The organism is Streptomyces sp. NPDC057682, from assembly GCF_042799575.1.
Classification (GTDB): domain Bacteria; phylum Actinomycetota; class Actinomycetes; order Streptomycetales; family Streptomycetaceae; genus Streptomyces.
Window position 1 is genome coordinate 315,261 of sequence record NZ_JBHVIN010000002.1, and the last position, 16,221, is coordinate 331,481.

Consider the following 16,221-nt stretch of genomic DNA (forward strand, 5'->3'; position numbering starts at 1 on the left):
CTCAGCCTCTCCCGCCCGCGCACTGGGGGGACAAAGGTAGGCGCCGCCCATCCCGGAGGACAGCACTCCACCCGAGCCTGACCGGAATCCGCCTCTTCCGTCCATCCTGGAGCCCTGCCCACGACGCCTCTACCAGGGACAGACGCGCGTACGCAGAACCCTTCTCCCCCCGCCCGGGTCAGCCCAGAGGGGCCAACTGGGCGACACGGTCCCGGAGTTCCGCCATCAGCGACGACGCCTCCGCGCGGTCGCGGGCGATGCTCACGGCGCCGAACTTCCCGTACTCGGTGACCGCGCTCATCATGTGCAGGACCACACCGGTCCTCCGGACGGGGTCGTAGCCGATCGGCGAACCGGTCACCGCCGCGATGAGCTGGGACGGCCGCAGTCCCTTGTAGCGGGGGTCCATGAGCACGTCCGATGCCTCGTAGACGTACTCCGTACCGTCCACCACGAAGCGCCCGTCGTCCGTCGGTGCGGTGCCGAGCAGGGCCGCCGCCATGGTGAAGGGGTGCTTGGTGGCGGTCTCCCGGAGGTTGATCTCGCACCCCAGCAGGCGCCAGCCGGCCCCGGCCCGGGTGGCCAGGAAGTCGACCCCGAAGCCGCCCCTGCCCAGACCGCGTTCGCGCAGGACCTCGCCCACGCGGAGCCCGTGGGCCACGAGCTGGCTCCGGTAGGCGGCGTCGGCGGGGAAGGCACAGCCCTGGTAGCTCTGGGCGTTCCCGGCGAGTACCTGGTCGTGCGTGGAGACCGCCCGGACGGTGCCGTGCTCGGTGAGTCGGCCCTGGAAGCTCGGGCTGAGCAGGGGCTCCCCGGCGATCATCTCCTCCGCGATCACCCCGGTCTCCTTCATCAGGGTGACGTACTCGTGCCAGCTGAGCTTGGGGTCCATGAGCGCCGCCCCCGGCAACGCCCGTACGACGCGCTCGGCGGTGCCCTCGCCGTCCGGTGCGGCGATGTGCGGATCCAGCGTGAGCAGGGCGTTGCCGAGCCCGCCGCCGAACGCCGAGGAGTCGAGCTTGAGGACCAGTTCCCGCACCCCGTCCGCGGCGAGCCGGGCGATCGCCTCCGCGAGCGTGTGGAGGTCGTAGCAGACCCCGGTGCCCCTCGGCACCGGGACGCCCGCGGCGGCGAAGATCTCCCGGCTGGAGTGCTTGGTGCCCAGGGGGATGTGGGCGGCCGCGGGCTGGTTGCCGGGGATCCCCAGTTCGCGTGCCAGGTTCTCCAGCGGCTCGGACGGTTCGAAGTAGCTGAGCCGCACATCGGACCCGGCCGCCCGGTGCAGCGCGGTGAAGTCCCGCAACCGGCGCCGCACTTCGGCGGCCTGGGGGTTCACGGGGTCGAGGACCTTCGTGCTGAGCCACCGGGTGGAGTCGTCGTCGATGGGGGTGATGGTGACGAGCCCGCGCATCCGCCGCATGCTCTCCGCACCGGTCGCCCGTACTCCGCCGCCCAGGAGACCGAGGTAGTAGTCCACCTGTTCCGTCACGTCGATCATGCTCGGGGCCGTCACGTACATCAGATGTCCTCCCGCGCGGCCGACCGTGCCGACGAGGGCGGGGCCCAGCAGCCGCTCGGGGAAGTACGTGGCGCCGGTGAGCCGCTCCAGCAGTTCGGGGGAGCATTCCCGGCTCTCGATGTGGATACGGGCCATGGGGCGGCGGTGCGGTTCGGTCACAGCGTCCTCGACGTCTCGGGTGCCGGGATGGGATTACGTAAGGCAACAACATGGGTACCCGCGTCGAGGTCACGGCCGCCCACGGTGGCATGGACGCGGCGGTGCGCGACGGGCTCCAGCCCCTCGTCACGCGCCAGCGTCAGGAAGTTCTCCACCCACGTCTTGCGCTCGACGTCGTAGTCCACCCCCGCCACGAGCGCCTCCAGTTCCAGGACGCAGAAGCGCACCCGCTGCCAGGGGCCGCCGTGCGCCGTCGTGGGGAACTCCCGGTCCCGTCGGGTCTCTTCGAGCAGGGCCGGAAGGAGCGCGGGCGTCCGGCGGTCCTTGTCGAGCAGGGCCAGGAGCCGGCGCTGCTCCACCGGGGGCAGCTCCGCCACCGGCACATGGGCGAGCGCTTCGTCGATGTAGGCGAAATGGTGGTCGATCACCGCTTGCGCCCGTTCGGCGTCCGAGGAGAAGGGCGCAATCATCTCGTCCGCCACGATGACGAGGCCCCCGGGCGCGGTGTGCTCTTTCAGGCCACGCAAAAACATCCGCGTGTCCATATGGTGAGAAGCGCCCACGGAAACGGTCACCGGATAGTCGCGCCGGCCGCTGAAATCGGTAATTCCCGTCCGGTGGGCGGTGACCGCATGGCCGGACGTATTTCTCAGCAGATGAGGAAAGGCGGCCGGGCTCGGTTCCACGGCGTCGATGTGCGCGTCCGGGAACATTTCGGCGAGCATCACCGTCGGGAGCCCCGGCCCACTGCCCACATCCAGCACCGCGTCCGGCAGGAATGGGGCATGGGCGAGAATCATGTGCCCCAGCTCCACCATCTGCACCGCGTATCCCGGATGGGTGGCTTCGAAGAGCGCGTACTCGTCGACGCTGATGCGCGCCTCCCACACTTCGGTGAACGTCCCGTTGCCGCCCGTGCTCCCGCTGCCCGGGACCGCGGGGGTCAGGCCGTGCGCGCGCACGAACTCCGGCACCCCGGGCACCCCGGTGCGGTTCAGCAGGTCGCAGGCGAGGGTCGCGATCAGCCAGCTCTCGTGCTCCAGGGCCGCCAGGAGGGTCTCCAGGGCGGGCCCCGGGAGGGGCAGGCCGGCCTCCATCAGACCGGTCAGGGCCGCCGCGGTCCGCCAGACCTCCTCGGCCTTCTCCGGCACCGGCAGCGGGACCCGGGGCGTGGGCGGCAGCCACGCGGCCCGACGGCCGCTGACCGTGAGGGACGACTCCTGCTTCTGCACCCGCAAGGAGGCCCGGGGGACTCGCAGTTCCAGCCCGTCGTGCCAGGTGTCCACGGCGGCGCCGGTCAGCGTGGCGTACGTGTGCAGGCAGTCCCGGAGAGCAGGCCATGCGAGGTCGCTCGCCACGCGGATATGCCTTTCGGGTAATCCGTTCTGGCACTCCTGCACTGTTTTTGCCACGACGGACACGAGGTGTGCAGGTGAATCGATGGTCCATGCGGGGTGCGAGAATTCCACAACTGCCCTTCCATGGTGGCCCGACCCGGAGCCGCGGCGGCTCGTACCGGGGAAGCGAGATCGGAATATCCGGCCGTCGCCGTGTTCCGTCCGGAAACGCGACGCTCCAGCCTGGGTGAATCGCCCGGCCGGAGCAAGACCGCGTTCTCCGACTGCGCGCCCTGTGCGGCGGACGGCCCTCGGGTTTCCTTTCCCGGATGTCGGACGGTGCGCCGACCCGACGTGCGGAAACGGGTACGCCGATGGGTGCGGGCCCGCTCGGTCGTCCCCGGGAGCGGTTGCCCGCCCGGCCGCGTAACGGAGAACGCCGTTTCCCGAGAATGGCCAAATGTTGCCAGGGATGGCGAGATCGATTTGCCCCGGCAAGCACCGGACAAGAAAAGTCGGCGGGCATATTCGACGCCGGCGACCCGAGAGCGGCGATTCCGCGCACGCTCCCCCGGCCGTTCCTTCGCCCCCCTGCACCCGCATCCGCATCGGTGGCCGGAACGCGTACCCCCGCCTCGCCCTCACCGGCGATCTCCACGACGATCTGCGCAACGGCCTCCTCGCCACCGACCCCGCCGGTACGCTGTGGCTCCACCGCGGGACCGGCGCCCCGGGCAACGGGTTCTCCCCGCGGCGCACCATCGGGAAGGGCTGGGGGATCTCCAACCTCCCCGTCCGACACGGGGGTTCGCCGGGCCTTCGGCCTCCGACGCGGGCCCACCCCACGACACCGGGATCACCTACTCCATGACCCTCACCGCCGCCCTGTGACGCCGATACGACGCCACCACCACGCCCCGCGCCCCGCACACTGGGGTGCGGCCCTGCTCGCCCTCGCGCTGGCCACCGGGTGTTCGGGTTCGCATCCGGCCGCCGCCCCGTCCCCCTCCCGCACCGCTTCCGCTTCGGCAGCTCCGTCCGAGACGCCGGACGGTGCCGCGGACGCCCCGGTCGACGAAGCGAGCCCGGAGCCCTCGCCGGTCATCAGCCGCGAGGGCAGGACGAAGATCGTCACGCTGGGGAACACCGAGGTGCGGGTCACTCATGGCCCGCTCGGCTTCAGCCTCGCCTGCAACGTGACCAACACCTGGGACCGGACCCTCAATTTCACCGTCACGGTCAGCGTGGGCGACGGCGAGGAATGGGTGCGGACCACCGAATGCGACCTTCCGAAGGTCGCGGCCGGCCGGACGGGGAAGGTCACCACGACCGTCGCGGACGACTCCTACGGCGGTGCGTCGCCGGACGACCCGAAGGTCTACATCGACTCGGTCATCGAGTACTGAACCCGTGCGCGACGGACACCGGCCTGAGGACCCTGGCCGGTGTCCGTCGCGCTGCGGGGCACGGGGCGCCCCGGGACGGCCGTCAGGCCGTCGCGATGCGGCCCGCGTAGCGCTGGGTCCACTCCGTGCCGGTGTCCGTGGTGAGGACGACGTCGTAGTAGCCGTGTTCGGTGGGCCAGTCGACGACGGCGGAGGAGCGGCCGGGGACGGTGAGCTTGCGGGTGCCGCCGGTGTAGTCGTGGGCCTTGAGGGTGTAGCGGACGGGGTGGCGGCCGTCGTTGTGGAGGTGGAGGCGGACGACGGGGCGGCGGCCTCGGACGAGGCGGGCCTCGACGCGGGGGACGGCCAGGTGGCGGGTGTCGGCGTGTTCGGGGAGGACGCGGCCGGCGAAGGTGCGCAGGAAGCCGTCGGGGCCGTAGACGGAGAAGGCGTAGGCACCGTCGGTGAGTGAGGTGTCCCAGGTGTACGTGCGGGGGGTCCGGGCGCTGACCGTGTGGGGGGTGTTGGTGAAGGGAAGGTGGCGGTCGGGGAAGACCTGGAGGCTGACGGCCTTGCCCTCGGGGCCGCCGGTGAGGGTCATGGCGGCGGTGACGGTCCCGGTCGCGCGGTCCTCGGTGAGCGTGGCGTGGGGGTGGAAGGAGAGGCCGCGGGGCTCCATGCGGTCGCGCGGCGGCTTCGGCGGGGTGCCGGTGACCGGGTCGGCGATGACGACCGGGCCGGGGCGCGGGTGGGCGAAGTCGATGGCGCTGGTGAGGTCACCGGCGATCGAGCGGCGCCACGGGGTGATGTTCGGGCAGGTGAACGGCTTGCCGAGGTGGGCGGCCCAGGTCTCCAGGAACTTCACGGTCGAGGTGTGGTCGAAGACCTCCGAGGCGACGTATCCGCCCCGGGTCCACGGTGAGACGAGCAGCATCGGCACCCGGGGACCGAAGCCGTACGGGGTGGTGCCGGAGTACTCGCCGGGGGTGCCGGACTCGGGGCGCGGCGGCAGGACGTGGTCGAACTTCCCGTCGTTCTCGTCGTAGGTGATGATCACCAGGGTGTGGTTCCAGATGTCCTCGTTGCTCTGGAGGGTCTTGAGGACCTTGTTCATGTACCGCTCGCCGTGCACCGTGTCGAAGCCCGGGTGCTCGCTCCACGCGGCCGGCATGACCACCCAGGAGACCTCGGGCAGCGGGTGCTCGGCGCCCGGTTCGCAGGCGGCGATGAGGTCGCGGAGCACCGCGTCGAGGTTGGCCTCGGAGTCGTCGTTGGGGGTCGTGGCGCCCGCGTAGACGAAGGAGTTGGCCTTCCAGATCCTGCCGGTGCCGGGAGCCAGGTCGGCCTCGTTCGCGGTGCGCGGGTCGAAGGCGGCGAAGCTGTTGGTGACGTTGCAGCCGTACTCGCCGACGTAACCGCTCTGGAGGCTCTTGCCGACGCCGTTTCCGCTGTTGTCGGAGTAGACCCGCCAGTTGATGCCGGCCTGCTGGAGCTGCTCGGGGACCGTGGTCCAGCGGCGGGTGTAGTTGTTCTGGCCCGCGTTGGTCGTCTCGCCGCCCGCCGCGCCGCTCATCAGGTAGTAGCGGTTGGGGATGGTGGGTCCGTGCAGCGAGCAGAAGTTCATGTCGCAGACGGTGTACTGGGAGGCCAGCGAGTACATCCAGGGCATGTAGTCGGGCGTGTAGTACCACATGCAGTGGTCGCCCTTGTCCTTCACCCAGGTGTCCCACCGCCCCTCGTTCGCCCCGTAGAAGTTGTGCTTGTCGCTCCAGGTCGCCGTCGAGACGGCGGGCGTCACGATCGTGCCGTCCGCGTCGCGCTGCTGGAAGACGCTGGTCCCGTCCTGGAAGGTCAGGACCTGCTTGTCGTCGTGGCCGCGCACCCCCTTCAACTGACCGAGGTAGTGGTCGAAGGACCGGTTCTCCTGCATGAGGATCACCACGTGCTTCAGATCCGAGATGTCCCCCTTGTAGCCCTTGGGCAGGTGGTACTCGGCCGCCCCGGCCCGCGCACCGCCGACCGCGTCGGCCACCGGGCCCGCCGCGATCGCCCCGAGGGAGACGGCGGCCGTCCGGAGCATGCGGCGGCGGCTGATCCGGAACTCGTTGGTGACGGTCTCGGGCCGTACGCCGGCCGACGCGTCGGCGGGAGCGTCGGTCTCCGGTGCGGAGAACGACTGTTCGGTGATCTGGAGAGTCATCGGGGCACCTCTGGGGGGAGAGCGATCAGGGAAGGAACGTCGGGGCGTGCCTGCGCAAACTAGGGCGCCGTCACGAACGGGAGGCGAACCGTGCGCGTATTCCTGAGGCACCGGAAGATTTCCACGCACCCGCCCGGAGGTCGAGCCGCCGCACGGTGATAGCCGAAACTCGCGCCCCGTTGGCCGGTGGGCCGGTCTTGCCACGACGGTGGTGTCCGGTCCCCGGCTGCCGCTACCCTCCCCGCCCATGACCGACATCGTCCGCGCCACCGCCTCCGACGTCCCCGTGCTCGCCGGTGTGCTCGCCAGCGCCTACGCCGAGGACCCCGTCTGGTCCTGGCTGATGCCGCACGACCGGGACCGCAGGCTGCGGTTGCTGTTCACCGCGCATCTCGCCCAGCAGGTCCCGGCGGGCCGGGTGTGGACCGATCCGGAACGGACGGTGGCCGCGATCTGGGCGGAGCCGGGGCGGTGGAAGCTGCCGGTGAGCTACCTGCTGCGGAACGCGGGGACGCTGCTGCGCGCGGGGCGGGCCCAACTACCGCGTACGGGGATGCGGTTGCTCGCCATGGAGCACCGCCACCCGGCCGGTCCGGAGCACTGGTACGTCGAGTACATCGGCACCCACGCCGACGCGCGCGGCACCGGGCGCGGGTCGCGGGTCCTGGGCGCGCTGCTGGAACGGGCGGACGCGGACGGTCGGCCGGTGTTCCTGGAGTCGAGCAACCGCCGCAATCTGACCTTCTACGAGCGGCACGGGTTCACGCTCCAGGAGGAGATGACCTTCCGCTCGGGGCCCCCGATGTGGTCGATGTGGCGGCACGACAAATAGGTCCGAAAAGGTTTATATCGGCATAGGATCCGGGCGGTGGTGTGCACTTCGGCGCTGAGGGAGAACGGACATGCCGTCGGTCGACACGGGAACCGTCCAGCGGATGGCGGACGCCCTCTTCATCGAGCGTTCGCCGCGCAGCCCGAGCTCCACCCGGTTCTGGGGGCTCCTGGTGCTCGCCTCCGTCATCGCGAGCGCCGGCGTGGTGGGCGATTCCACGGCGACCGTCATCGGCGCGATGATCGTCGCCCCGCTGATGACGCCCATCCTCGGCAGCGCGCTGGCCCTCGTCCTCGCCGACCGGCCGCAGGTCGTCCGGTGCGCGCTGCTCGTGCTGGGCGGTGCGCTGGCCGTCGTCGCCATCGGCATGCTGCTCGGCTGGATCGTTTCGCCGCCGGACGCGTTCGGCTCCAACAGCCAGGTGTCCTCCCGGATCAGCCCGCGTCTGATCGATCTGCTGGCCGCCCTGGCCACCGGCACGGTCGGTGCGTTCGCCCTCGTACGCTCCGACATCTCCGACACCCTGCCGGGCGTGGCCATCGCCATCTCCCTGGTGCCGCCGCTCGCGGTGACGGGGCTGCTCCTCACCGTCGGCCGTTACCACGACGCGAGCGAGTCCGCGCTGCTGTTCGGCACCAACGTCGCCGCCATCGTGGCGACCGGGACCGTCGTCTTCCTCGCCTACGGGATCCGGGCGGCGGCCCAGCGCTCGGGGCGGCGTGTGGGGCGGTTCCACGGCTGGACCCTGGTCGCCGTCGCCGCCGTGGTCCTGCTGATCGCGGTGCCCCTGACCGCCGGCACCGTGGCCGTCGCCCGCGACCGCGCACTCGCGGCCGACGCCCGGCCGGTGGCCGAGAAGTGGGCCGCGAACGGGAAGTGGCAGATCGCCTCGGTCGAGGCCCGCAACGGCGTCGTCGTCATCGGCGTCCTGGGACTCCCTCCGCAGCCCGCGCCCACCGCACTCCGCGAGGCACTGGACCGCGGCGGCATGGCCGACGCCAACCTCGAACTGCACCTGGTGGGCGGACGGACGCACTGGTGCCCGGCGAACACCGACACCTGCACGGTACGCAACGCCGGACTCGGCTGAGACCGCCTGCCCGGCCCGGCGGCCCCGTTCAGTCCGGCAGCTCCCACATCAGCGCCTCCGCCGCCTCCGCCGCGACCAGTTCCAGCCCGGTCCCGCCCGTGATCCGGGCCGCGTCGCCGGGCGTCAGCCGCTCGTCGCCGAGAGCCACCGTGCCGCGCACCACGTGGACGTACACCTTCGGCGCGTCCGGCACCGCCGTGCGCTCGCCCTCGGCCAGCCGGCGCACCTGGAGCATCGCGCCCGCTTCGGGCAGGGCGTACGGGGTGGAGTCCGCGATGCCGGGGACCGTCGTGTACGACGGGTCGCCGCCCGGTTCGAGGGGGGCCAGCCACATCTGGAGGAAGGTCAGCGGGGTTTCGCCGTCGTTGCGTTCGACGTGGCGCACGCCGGAGGCCGCGCTGAGGTGCTGGACGTCTCCGGGGCGGACGACGGTGGCGTGACCGGCGGAGTCGCGATGGGTCAGTTCGCCCTCCACCACCCAGGTCACGATCTCGGTGTGGCTGTGCGGGTGCTCCTCGAAACCGGCGCCGGGCGCCAGCCGCTCCTCGTTGCAGGCCAGGATCGGGCCGAAGCGGAGGTTGTCGGGGTCGTAGAAGGAGCCGAAGGAGAAGGAGTGCCGGGACTCGATGCCGGCCGCCCCGTCCCCGCCCCGGAACCGGTCGCCCGCGCGGTGTACGGATATCACCCGTCCACGGTAGCCCGCCGGGGCCGGGAAGGACTCCCCCGCTACCGGACGGTACAAGCCCGCCGGGGCCGGGAGGAAGCCCCCTCGCGAGGCGGCCGGTACGATCCGCCGGCGGCGGGAAGGAGCTCCCCGCTACCGGACGGTACGGCCCGTGGCCGGGGTCGCCGAGGACCCGCGCCACCGGACCGTACGACCCGCCGGGCCCTCCCCGGCGGCCCCGCCCCTTCGGGCACCCGTCCGGATAGGGCAGTCTTGTCCCCGTGCCCCGACCCGATCCTGAGCAGCCCGCTGCGAACGACGCCCATCTCCATGCCGCGACCCTGAAGCGGCTGGAGCAGTCCTCCGGCCGGCTGGCCGCGAACGCGATCGCCCGCATGGACGAGTCGCTGCCCTGGTACCGGGCGATGCCGCCGGAGAACCGGTCCTGGATCGGCCTGGTGGCCCAGGCCGGTATCGCCGCGTTCACCGAGTGGTTCCGGCATCCGGAGACCCCGCAGGCGATCTCGACCGATGTGTTCGGCACCGCTCCGCGCGAGCTGACCCGGGCGATCACGCTGCGGCAGACCGTCGAGATGGTGCGCACCACGATCGAGGTCATGGAGGCGGCGATCGACGAGGTCGCCGCACCCGGCGACGAGTCGGTGCTGCGCGAGGCGCTGCTCGTCTACGCGCGGGAGATCGCGTTCGCCACCGCGCAGGTGTACGCGCAGGCCGCCGAGGCACGCGGGGCGTGGGACGCCCGGCTGGAATCGCTGGTGGTCAACGCGGTGCTGTCCGGGGAGGCCGACGAGGGCGCCGTGTCCCGGGCCGCCGCGCTCGGCTGGAACTCGCCCGAGCACGTCTGCGTCCTGCTGGGCACCGCCCCGGACGGGGACAGCGAGCTGACCGTGGAGGCGATCCGCCGGGCCGCCCGGCACGCCAAGCTCCAGGTGCTCACCGGGGTGCTCGGCAACCGGCTGGTCGTCATCGCCGGCGGCAGCGACAACCCGCTCCAGGTCGCCAAGGCGCTGATCGGCCCGTACGCGGCGGGACCCGTCGTGGCCGGTCCCGTGGTGCCGGACCTGCTGGCGGCCACCCGGTCCGCGCAGGCGGCGGCGGCCGGGCTCCGGGCCAGCGGGGCGTGGCAGGACGCGCCGAGGCCCGTACTCGCCGATGATCTTCTGCCGGAGCGCGCGATCGCGGGCGACCCGGCCGCCCGGGATCAGTTGGTGGAGGAGATCTACAGACCGCTCGAAGAGGCGGGTTCGGCGCTCCTGGAGACGCTGAGCGTGTATCTGGAACAGGCGAGCAGCCTGGAGGGCGCGGCCCGGATGTTGTTCGTCCACCCCAACACCGTGCGCTACCGGCTCCGACGTGTGACAGACGTCACCGGCTGGTCGCCTTCCGACGTCCGCTCGGCGTTCACGCTGCGGATCGCCCTGATTCTGGGGCGTCTGGCCGACAGGGATCCCCAGTCCTAGACTTTTGTCGGACTTCAACAATTCCCCCCACGGTTCTTCGTCCCTGTCCCCACGGGTCTTCCGGACCGTTCACAAGAGAGAGTGTGAGGGTGCTCGTACTCGTCGCTCCCGGCCAAGGCGCTCAGACGCCCGGCTTCCTGACTCCCTGGCTCGAACTCCCCGGTGCCACCGACCGCATCGCGGCGTGGTCGGACGCCATCGGGCTCGACCTCGCCCACTACGGCACGAAGGCCGACGCGGAGGAGATCCGCGACACCGCGGTGGCCCAGCCGCTGCTGGTCGCCGCCGGACTGCTCTCCGCCGCCGCGCTGGACGCGTCGCCGGGTGTCGTGGCCGGTCACAGCGTGGGTGAGATCACCGCTGCCGCTCTCGCCGGAGTCATCGGCGACGAGGCGGCGCTGCGGTTCGTCCGCACCCGCGGGCTCGGCATGGCGGAGGCCGCCGCGGTCACCGAGACCGGCATGGCGGCGCTGCTCGGCGGTGACCCCGAGGTCACCGTGCCGCATCTGGAGAAGCTCGGCCTGACGCCGGCGAACGTGAACGGCGGCGGGCAGATCGTGGCCGCCGGCACCGCCGAGCAGATCGCCGCGCTGACCGAGGACAAGCCCGAGGGCGTGCGCCGGGTCGTCCCGCTGAAGGTCGCCGGAGCGTTCCACACGCACCACATGGCGCCCGCGGTGGAGCGGCTCCGGGAGGCCGCGACGGCCCTGGAGGTCTCCGACCCGACCGTGACGTACGTCTCGAACGCGGACGGGAAGACCGTCGCCACCGGTGCGGAGGTCATCTCCCGGCTGGTCGGCCAGGTCGCCAACCCGGTCCGCTGGGACCTGTGCATGGAGACGTTCCAGGAGCTGGGCGTCACCGCGCTCATCGAGGCCTGCCCCGGCGGCACGCTGACCGGCCTGGCCAAGCGCGCGCTGCCCGGTGTGAAGACCCTCGCGCTCAAGACCCCCGACGACCTCGACGCGGCCCGCGCGCTCATCGCTGAGCACGCGAGCGCCTAAGGAGCCCGAGAGCATGTCGAAGATCAAGCCCGCCAAGGGCGCCCCGTACGCGCGGATCATGGGCGTCGGCGGTTACCGGCCGACCCGGGTCGTGCCCAACGAGGTGATCCTCGAAACGATCGACTCGTCCGACGAGTGGATCCGCTCCCGGTCCGGTATCGCCACCCGTCACTGGGCCTCCGACCAGGAGACCGTCTCCGCGATGTCCGTGGAGGCGGCGGGCAAGGCCGTCGCCGACGCCGGGATCGCCCCGGAGCAGATCGGCGCGGTCATCGTCTCGACCGTCTCGCACTTCAAGCAGACCCCGGCCATCGCGACCGAGATCGCCCACAGGGTCGGTGCGGGCAAGCCCGCCGCCTTCGACATCTCGGCCGGCTGCGCGGGCTTCGGCTACGGGCTGACGCTCGCCAAGGGCATGATCGTCGAGGGCTCGGCAGAGTACGTACTTGTGATCGGCGTGGAGCGGCTGAGCGACCTCACCGACCTGAGCGACCGCGCGACGGCGTTCCTGTTCGGCGACGGTGCCGGTGCCGTGATCGTCGGTCCCTCGGACGTCCCGGCCATCGGTCCGACGGTCTGGGGTTCCGAGGGCGACAAGTCCGAGACGATCAAGCAGACCGTGGCGTGGGACACCTTCCACGCCGACCGTCCGGAGAAGTTCCCCGCCATCACGCAGGAGGGCCAGGCGGTCTTCCGCTGGGCCGTCTTCGAGATGGCGAAGGTCGCCCAGCAGGCGCTGGACGCGGCCGGGATCGCTCCGGAGGACCTGGACGTCTTCATTCCGCACCAGGCCAACATGCGGATCATCGACTCGATGGTGAAGACCCTGAAGCTGCCGGAGCACGTCACGGTCGCCCGTGACGTGGAGACCACCGGCAACACCTCCGCCGCCTCGATCCCGCTCGCGATGGAGCGGCTCCTGGCGACCGGTCAGGCGAAGAGCGGCGACACCGCGCTCGTCATCGGCTTCGGGGCGGGTCTCGTCTACGCCGCGACGGTCGTTACCCTCCCCTAGGCACACCGGGTCTTTTCGCCCGGCCGTCCGAACCCAGCAGATACATACCGATAGGAGCGCCGACATGGCCGCCACGCAGGAAGAGATCCTCAAGGGTCTCGCCGACATCGTCAACGAGATCGCCGGCATCCCGGCCGAGGACGTCCAGCTGGACAAGTCCTTCACGGACGACCTGGACGTCGACTCGCTGTCCATGGTCGAGGTCGTCGTCGCCGCCGAGGAGCGCTTCGACGTCAAGATCCCCGACGACGACGTCAAGAACCTCAAGACCGTCGGCGACGCTGCCGACTACATCCTCAAGCACCAGGACTGATCCAGTCGGTTCGTGTGTCGCCACCCGGCGGTGGCGCCGCTGATTCACGACCCTCTACACGTGGAGAAGATTTTCCAGTGAGCCCGACCAATCGCACCGTGGTCGTCACCGGTATCGGCGCAACCACTCCGCTGGGTGGCGATTCCGCATCGACCTGGGAAGGTCTGATGGCCGGCCGTTCCGGCGTCAAGCCTCTTGAGGGCGAACGTTTCGCCGAGCTGCCCGTCCGGATCGCGGCCCTCGCGGCCGTCGACCCGGCGGACGTCCTGCCCCGCCCGCTGGCCCGCAAGCTCGACCGCTCGGCGCAGTTCGCGCTGATCGCCGCGCGCGAGGCCTGGGCGGACGCGGGCTTCACCGCCAAGGCCGGTGAGGACGAGAACATCCGCCCCGAGCGGCTGGGTTCGGTCATCGCCTCCGGCATCGGCGGTGTGATCACCCTGCTCGACCAGTACGACGTGCTGAAGGAGAAGGGCGTACGCCGCGTCTCCCCGCACACCGTTCCCATGCTCATGCCCAACGGCCCGGCCGCCAACGTCGGCATCGAGGTGAACGCCCAGGCGGGCGTGCACACCCCGGTCTCCGCCTGTGCGTCGGGTGCCGAGGCCATCGGCTACGCCGTCGAGATGATCCGCAGCGGCCGTGCCGACGTGGTCCTCGCCGGTGGCACCGAGGCGGCGATCCACCCGCTGCCGATCGCCGCGTTCGCCAACATGATGGCGATGTCCAAGAACAACGACGAGCCCGAGAAGGCCTCGCGTCCGTACGACACGGACCGTGACGGCTTCGTCCTCGGCGAGGGCGCGGGCGTCGTCGTCCTGGAGTCCGCCGAGCACGCCGCCGCGCGCGGTGCCCGCGTCTACTGCGAGGTGCTGGGCCAGGGCCTGTCCGCGGACGCCCACCACATCGCCCAGCCCGAGCCCACCGGGCGCGGTATCGCCGCGGCGATGCAGAACCTGCTGGACCAGACGGACCTCAAGCCGTCCGAGCTGGTGCACCTCAACGCGCACGCGACCTCCACCCCGCAGGGCGACCTGGCGGAGCTGAAGGCGCTGAGCAAGGTCCTCGGCGACGATCTGAACCATGTCGCGATCTCCGCCACGAAGTCGATGACGGGTCATCTGCTCGGCGGCGCCGGCGGCATCGAGACGGTGGCGACGGTCCTGGCGCTGCACCACCGCATGGCCCCGCCGACCATCAACATCGAGCACCTCGACGAGGCGGTGGAGGCGGACATCGTGCGCGACAAGCCGCGTCCGCTGCCCGAGGGCCCGATCGCGGCCGTGAACAACTCGTTCGGCTTCGGCGGACACAACGTGGTGCTGGCCTTCCGCACCGTGTGATCCCCCGGCCGTACGCGTGCGAGCCCGCCTCCCCCGTGTGGGGAGGCGGGCTCGCGTCGTCTCCGGTCCGCGTCGCGCGGGCGGCTCAGACCACCTGGTGGAGCCAGCGCACCGGGGCGCCCTCGCCCGCATGGCGGAAGGACTCCAGCTCGTCGTCCCAAGGCTTGCCGAGGAGTTTGGCGACCTCTTCCGCGAGGTCGCTCTCGCCGCGCTGGGCACGGGCCAGGGCGGCGCGCAGCCGGTCCTCGGGGACCAGGATGTCGCCGTGCATGCCGGTGACGGCGTGGAAGATGCCCAGTCCGGGCGTGGAGCTGTAGCGTTCGCCCTCCGCCGCCGGGGAGGGTTCGGCCGTCACCTCGAAGCGCAGCAGGTCCCAGCCGCGCAGCGCGGAGGCGAGTTTGGACGCCGTGCCGGTCCTGGCCTCCCAGGAGAATTCCGCGCGCCAGGTGCCGGGCGCCGCGGGCTGTCTGATCCAGTCGAGCTGGACCCGCACACCGAGTACGCCCGCCACCGCCCATTCGACGTGGGGGCAGAGCGCGCGCGGGGCGGAGTGAACGTACAGGACTCCACGTGTCGTCACCGGGACCTCCAGTGTGGGACGAGGTTCGCCTTCCCCAGCGGCCTCGTGCCCGTACCACCTCTCACCGGACGGGCCCCGAGGCTGTCATCATTTAACAGCATCGGGAGTTAATATCCGGAAAGGGACAGGAGCTGACGTGACGTGATGTACGGAAGCCACCCGAGTGGAGCCGGACGGCCGAACGAGCCACTGGTTCGACGGGGAAAAGCTACCGTGCCGCGCCGTCCGAGGTGTGACGTACCGTCGGTCCTGGGCCCATGATTCGCGCTCCATTCACCCGACGGGGCGCGCGGGCCCGCCGACCGGTGCCGGACAGGTGTGCCGGGGGCATGGGACAGGAGGGGACGAGGACATGCCGGATGGCTCCGCACGGCTCCACCCGCGCACCGCACGGCTCCGCCCGCGCACCGCACTGGCCGCGCTGGCCGCCATGTCGCTCCTCGGCGGCGCGGTGCTGACGGGGTGCGACTCCGGGCCCGGGGAGACGACGAAGGGGGCCGCGGCCGGTGAGGCCAGGCGGCCCGCGCCCGCGCCTCCGGTCTGGAACCGCAGTCCGGATTCGGTCGCCGCCGTGGGTGACTCCATCACACGCGGCTTCGACGCCTGCTCGGTGCTGGCGGACTGTCCCGAGGCCTCCTGGGCGACCGGTACGGACCGGGAGGTGCGCAGTCTCGCGGTGCGGCTGCTCGGCGCCTCGGGCGCGCAGGCGCACAGCTGGAACCATGCCAGGACCGGGGCCAGGATCGCCGAGCTGCCGGAGCAGATAGCGCGGGCGGCGGAGGAGGGCCCGGCGCTGGTGACGGTGATGATCGGCGCCAACGACGCCTGCCGGGACTCCGTGCGGGCGATGACCCCGGTGGCCGATTTCCGTAGGTCCTTCGAGACCTCGATGCGCGCCCTGCGCAAGAAGGCGCCGAAGGCGCAGGTGTACGTGTCGAGCGTGCCGGACCTGAAGCGGCTCTGGTCGACCGGGCGGGGCAATCCGCTGGGCAAGCAGATCTGGAAGCTGGGCATCTGCAAGTCGATGCTGGCCGACGCGGACGACGTGGGCCCGGCCGCGGTGGCCCGGCGCGCGGCGGTGCGGGACCGGGTCGTGGCGTACAACCGGGTGCTGCACGAGGTGTGCGCGAAGGACGCGCGCTGCCGGGACGACGGCGGGGCGGTGTTCGACTACCGGTTCACCGGCAAGCAGCTCAGCCAGTGGGACTGGTTCCATCCGGGGCGCGACGGGCAGGCCAGGCTCGCCGAGATCGCCTATCGCACGGTCACGGCGACGCGCCCTCCCGCGTAGAGTTTCCGATC

The 16,221-nt window shown here is 71.5% G+C and carries 14 protein-coding genes; 9 read left to right on the top strand and 5 right to left on the bottom strand.

Going from position 1 to position 16,221, the window contains the following annotated elements; genetic code table 11:
* Positions 1 to 178: 178 nt before the first annotated feature.
* Complete coding sequence (locus ACFVDM_RS04165; protein WP_383632876.1) at positions 179 to 1,678, bottom strand: peptide ligase PGM1-related protein; 1,500 nt, start codon at positions 1,676 to 1,678, stop codon at positions 179 to 181.
* Positions 1,675 to 3,036: a class I SAM-dependent methyltransferase gene (locus tag ACFVDM_RS04170; RefSeq protein WP_383632879.1), complete on the bottom strand. Its 1,362-nt coding sequence runs from the start codon at positions 3,034 to 3,036 to the stop codon at positions 1,675 to 1,677. Before ACFVDM_RS04170 ends, ACFVDM_RS04165 begins: the two co-directional genes overlap by 4 nt.
* Positions 3,037 to 3,902: 866 nt before the next feature.
* On the opposite strand from ACFVDM_RS04170, the gene ACFVDM_RS04175 reads away from it, so the two are divergent.
* Complete coding sequence (locus tag ACFVDM_RS04175) at positions 3,903 to 4,421, top strand: hypothetical protein (RefSeq protein WP_383632882.1); 519 nt, start codon at positions 3,903 to 3,905, stop codon at positions 4,419 to 4,421.
* 82 nt (positions 4,422 to 4,503) lie between these two features.
* Here the strand turns inward: ACFVDM_RS04175 and ACFVDM_RS04180 are convergent, their stop codons facing one another.
* The gene (locus ACFVDM_RS04180) at positions 4,504 to 6,600 is read right to left on the bottom strand and encodes an alkaline phosphatase family protein (protein ID WP_383632885.1); all 2,097 of its coding nucleotides are present in this window, start codon (positions 6,598 to 6,600) and stop codon (positions 4,504 to 4,506) included.
* A gap of 247 nt (positions 6,601 to 6,847) precedes the next feature.
* On the opposite strand from ACFVDM_RS04180, the gene ACFVDM_RS04185 reads away from it, so the two are divergent.
* Positions 6,848 to 7,432, top strand: coding sequence for a GNAT family N-acetyltransferase (locus tag ACFVDM_RS04185; RefSeq protein ID WP_383632888.1), 585 nt, complete (start codon positions 6,848 to 6,850; stop codon positions 7,430 to 7,432).
* A 70-nt stretch (positions 7,433 to 7,502) separates the two neighbouring features.
* Positions 7,503 to 8,522: a TIGR00341 family protein gene (locus ACFVDM_RS04190; RefSeq protein ID WP_383632891.1), complete on the top strand. Its 1,020-nt coding sequence runs from the start codon at positions 7,503 to 7,505 to the stop codon at positions 8,520 to 8,522.
* 28 nt (positions 8,523 to 8,550) lie between these two features.
* Here the strand turns inward: ACFVDM_RS04190 and ACFVDM_RS04195 are convergent, their stop codons facing one another.
* On the bottom strand, positions 8,551 to 9,207 hold the full coding sequence (locus ACFVDM_RS04195) for a pirin family protein (protein ID WP_383632895.1): 657 nt from the start codon (positions 9,205 to 9,207) through the stop codon (positions 8,551 to 8,553).
* A 260-nt stretch (positions 9,208 to 9,467) separates the two neighbouring features.
* On the opposite strand from ACFVDM_RS04195, the gene ACFVDM_RS04200 reads away from it, so the two are divergent.
* From ACFVDM_RS04200 to fabF, 5 genes are all read left to right on the top strand, one after another.
* Positions 9,468 to 10,667 carry a PucR family transcriptional regulator gene (locus ACFVDM_RS04200; RefSeq protein ID WP_383632898.1) on the top strand — a complete coding sequence of 400 codons (1,200 nt, stop codon included), beginning with the start codon at positions 9,468 to 9,470 and terminating at the stop codon, positions 10,665 to 10,667.
* A gap of 89 nt (positions 10,668 to 10,756) precedes the next feature.
* Entirely contained in the window at positions 10,757 to 11,671 is a 915-nt protein-coding gene (locus ACFVDM_RS04205; protein WP_383632901.1) for an ACP S-malonyltransferase, read from the top strand.
* 13 nt (positions 11,672 to 11,684) lie between these two features.
* Positions 11,685 to 12,686, top strand: coding sequence for a ketoacyl-ACP synthase III (locus ACFVDM_RS04210; RefSeq protein ID WP_383632904.1), 1,002 nt, complete (start codon positions 11,685 to 11,687; stop codon positions 12,684 to 12,686).
* A gap of 64 nt (positions 12,687 to 12,750) precedes the next feature.
* Positions 12,751 to 12,999, top strand: coding sequence for an acyl carrier protein (locus tag ACFVDM_RS04215; protein WP_383632907.1), 249 nt, complete (start codon positions 12,751 to 12,753; stop codon positions 12,997 to 12,999).
* A gap of 77 nt (positions 13,000 to 13,076) precedes the next feature.
* Positions 13,077 to 14,339 carry a beta-ketoacyl-ACP synthase II gene (gene fabF / locus ACFVDM_RS04220; RefSeq protein WP_383632910.1) on the top strand — a complete coding sequence of 421 codons (1,263 nt, stop codon included), beginning with the start codon at positions 13,077 to 13,079 and terminating at the stop codon, positions 14,337 to 14,339.
* Between the two features lie 85 nt (positions 14,340 to 14,424).
* Here the strand turns inward: fabF and ACFVDM_RS04225 are convergent, their stop codons facing one another.
* Positions 14,425 to 14,919, bottom strand: a complete 495-nt coding sequence (locus tag ACFVDM_RS04225; RefSeq protein ID WP_383632913.1) for a DUF3145 domain-containing protein — start codon at positions 14,917 to 14,919, stop codon at positions 14,425 to 14,427.
* Positions 14,920 to 15,271: 352 nt separating this feature from the next.
* Between ACFVDM_RS04225 and ACFVDM_RS04230 the strand changes: the two genes are divergently transcribed.
* Entirely contained in the window at positions 15,272 to 16,210 is a 939-nt protein-coding gene (locus tag ACFVDM_RS04230) for an SGNH/GDSL hydrolase family protein (RefSeq protein WP_383632916.1), read from the top strand.
* Positions 16,211 to 16,221: the final 11 nt, after the last annotated feature.

Excerpts from the sequence above, each read along its gene's own strand:
- ACFVDM_RS04185 (WP_383632888.1), top strand. The coding sequence starts at position 6,848 with ATGACCGACATCGTCCGCGCCACCGCCTCCGACGTCCCCGTGCTCGCC.
- ACFVDM_RS04210 (WP_383632904.1), top strand. The coding sequence starts at position 11,685 with ATGTCGAAGATCAAGCCCGCCAAGGGCGCCCCGTACGCGCGGATCATG.
- ACFVDM_RS04215 (WP_383632907.1), top strand. The coding sequence starts at position 12,751 with ATGGCCGCCACGCAGGAAGAGATCCTCAAGGGTCTCGCCGACATCGTC.
- ACFVDM_RS04190 (WP_383632891.1), top strand. The coding sequence starts at position 7,503 with ATGCCGTCGGTCGACACGGGAACCGTCCAGCGGATGGCGGACGCCCTC.
- ACFVDM_RS04180 (WP_383632885.1), bottom strand. The coding sequence starts at position 6,600 with ATGACTCTCCAGATCACCGAACAGTCGTTCTCCGCACCGGAGACCGAC.
- ACFVDM_RS04230 (WP_383632916.1), top strand. The coding sequence starts at position 15,272 with ATGCCGGATGGCTCCGCACGGCTCCACCCGCGCACCGCACGGCTCCGC.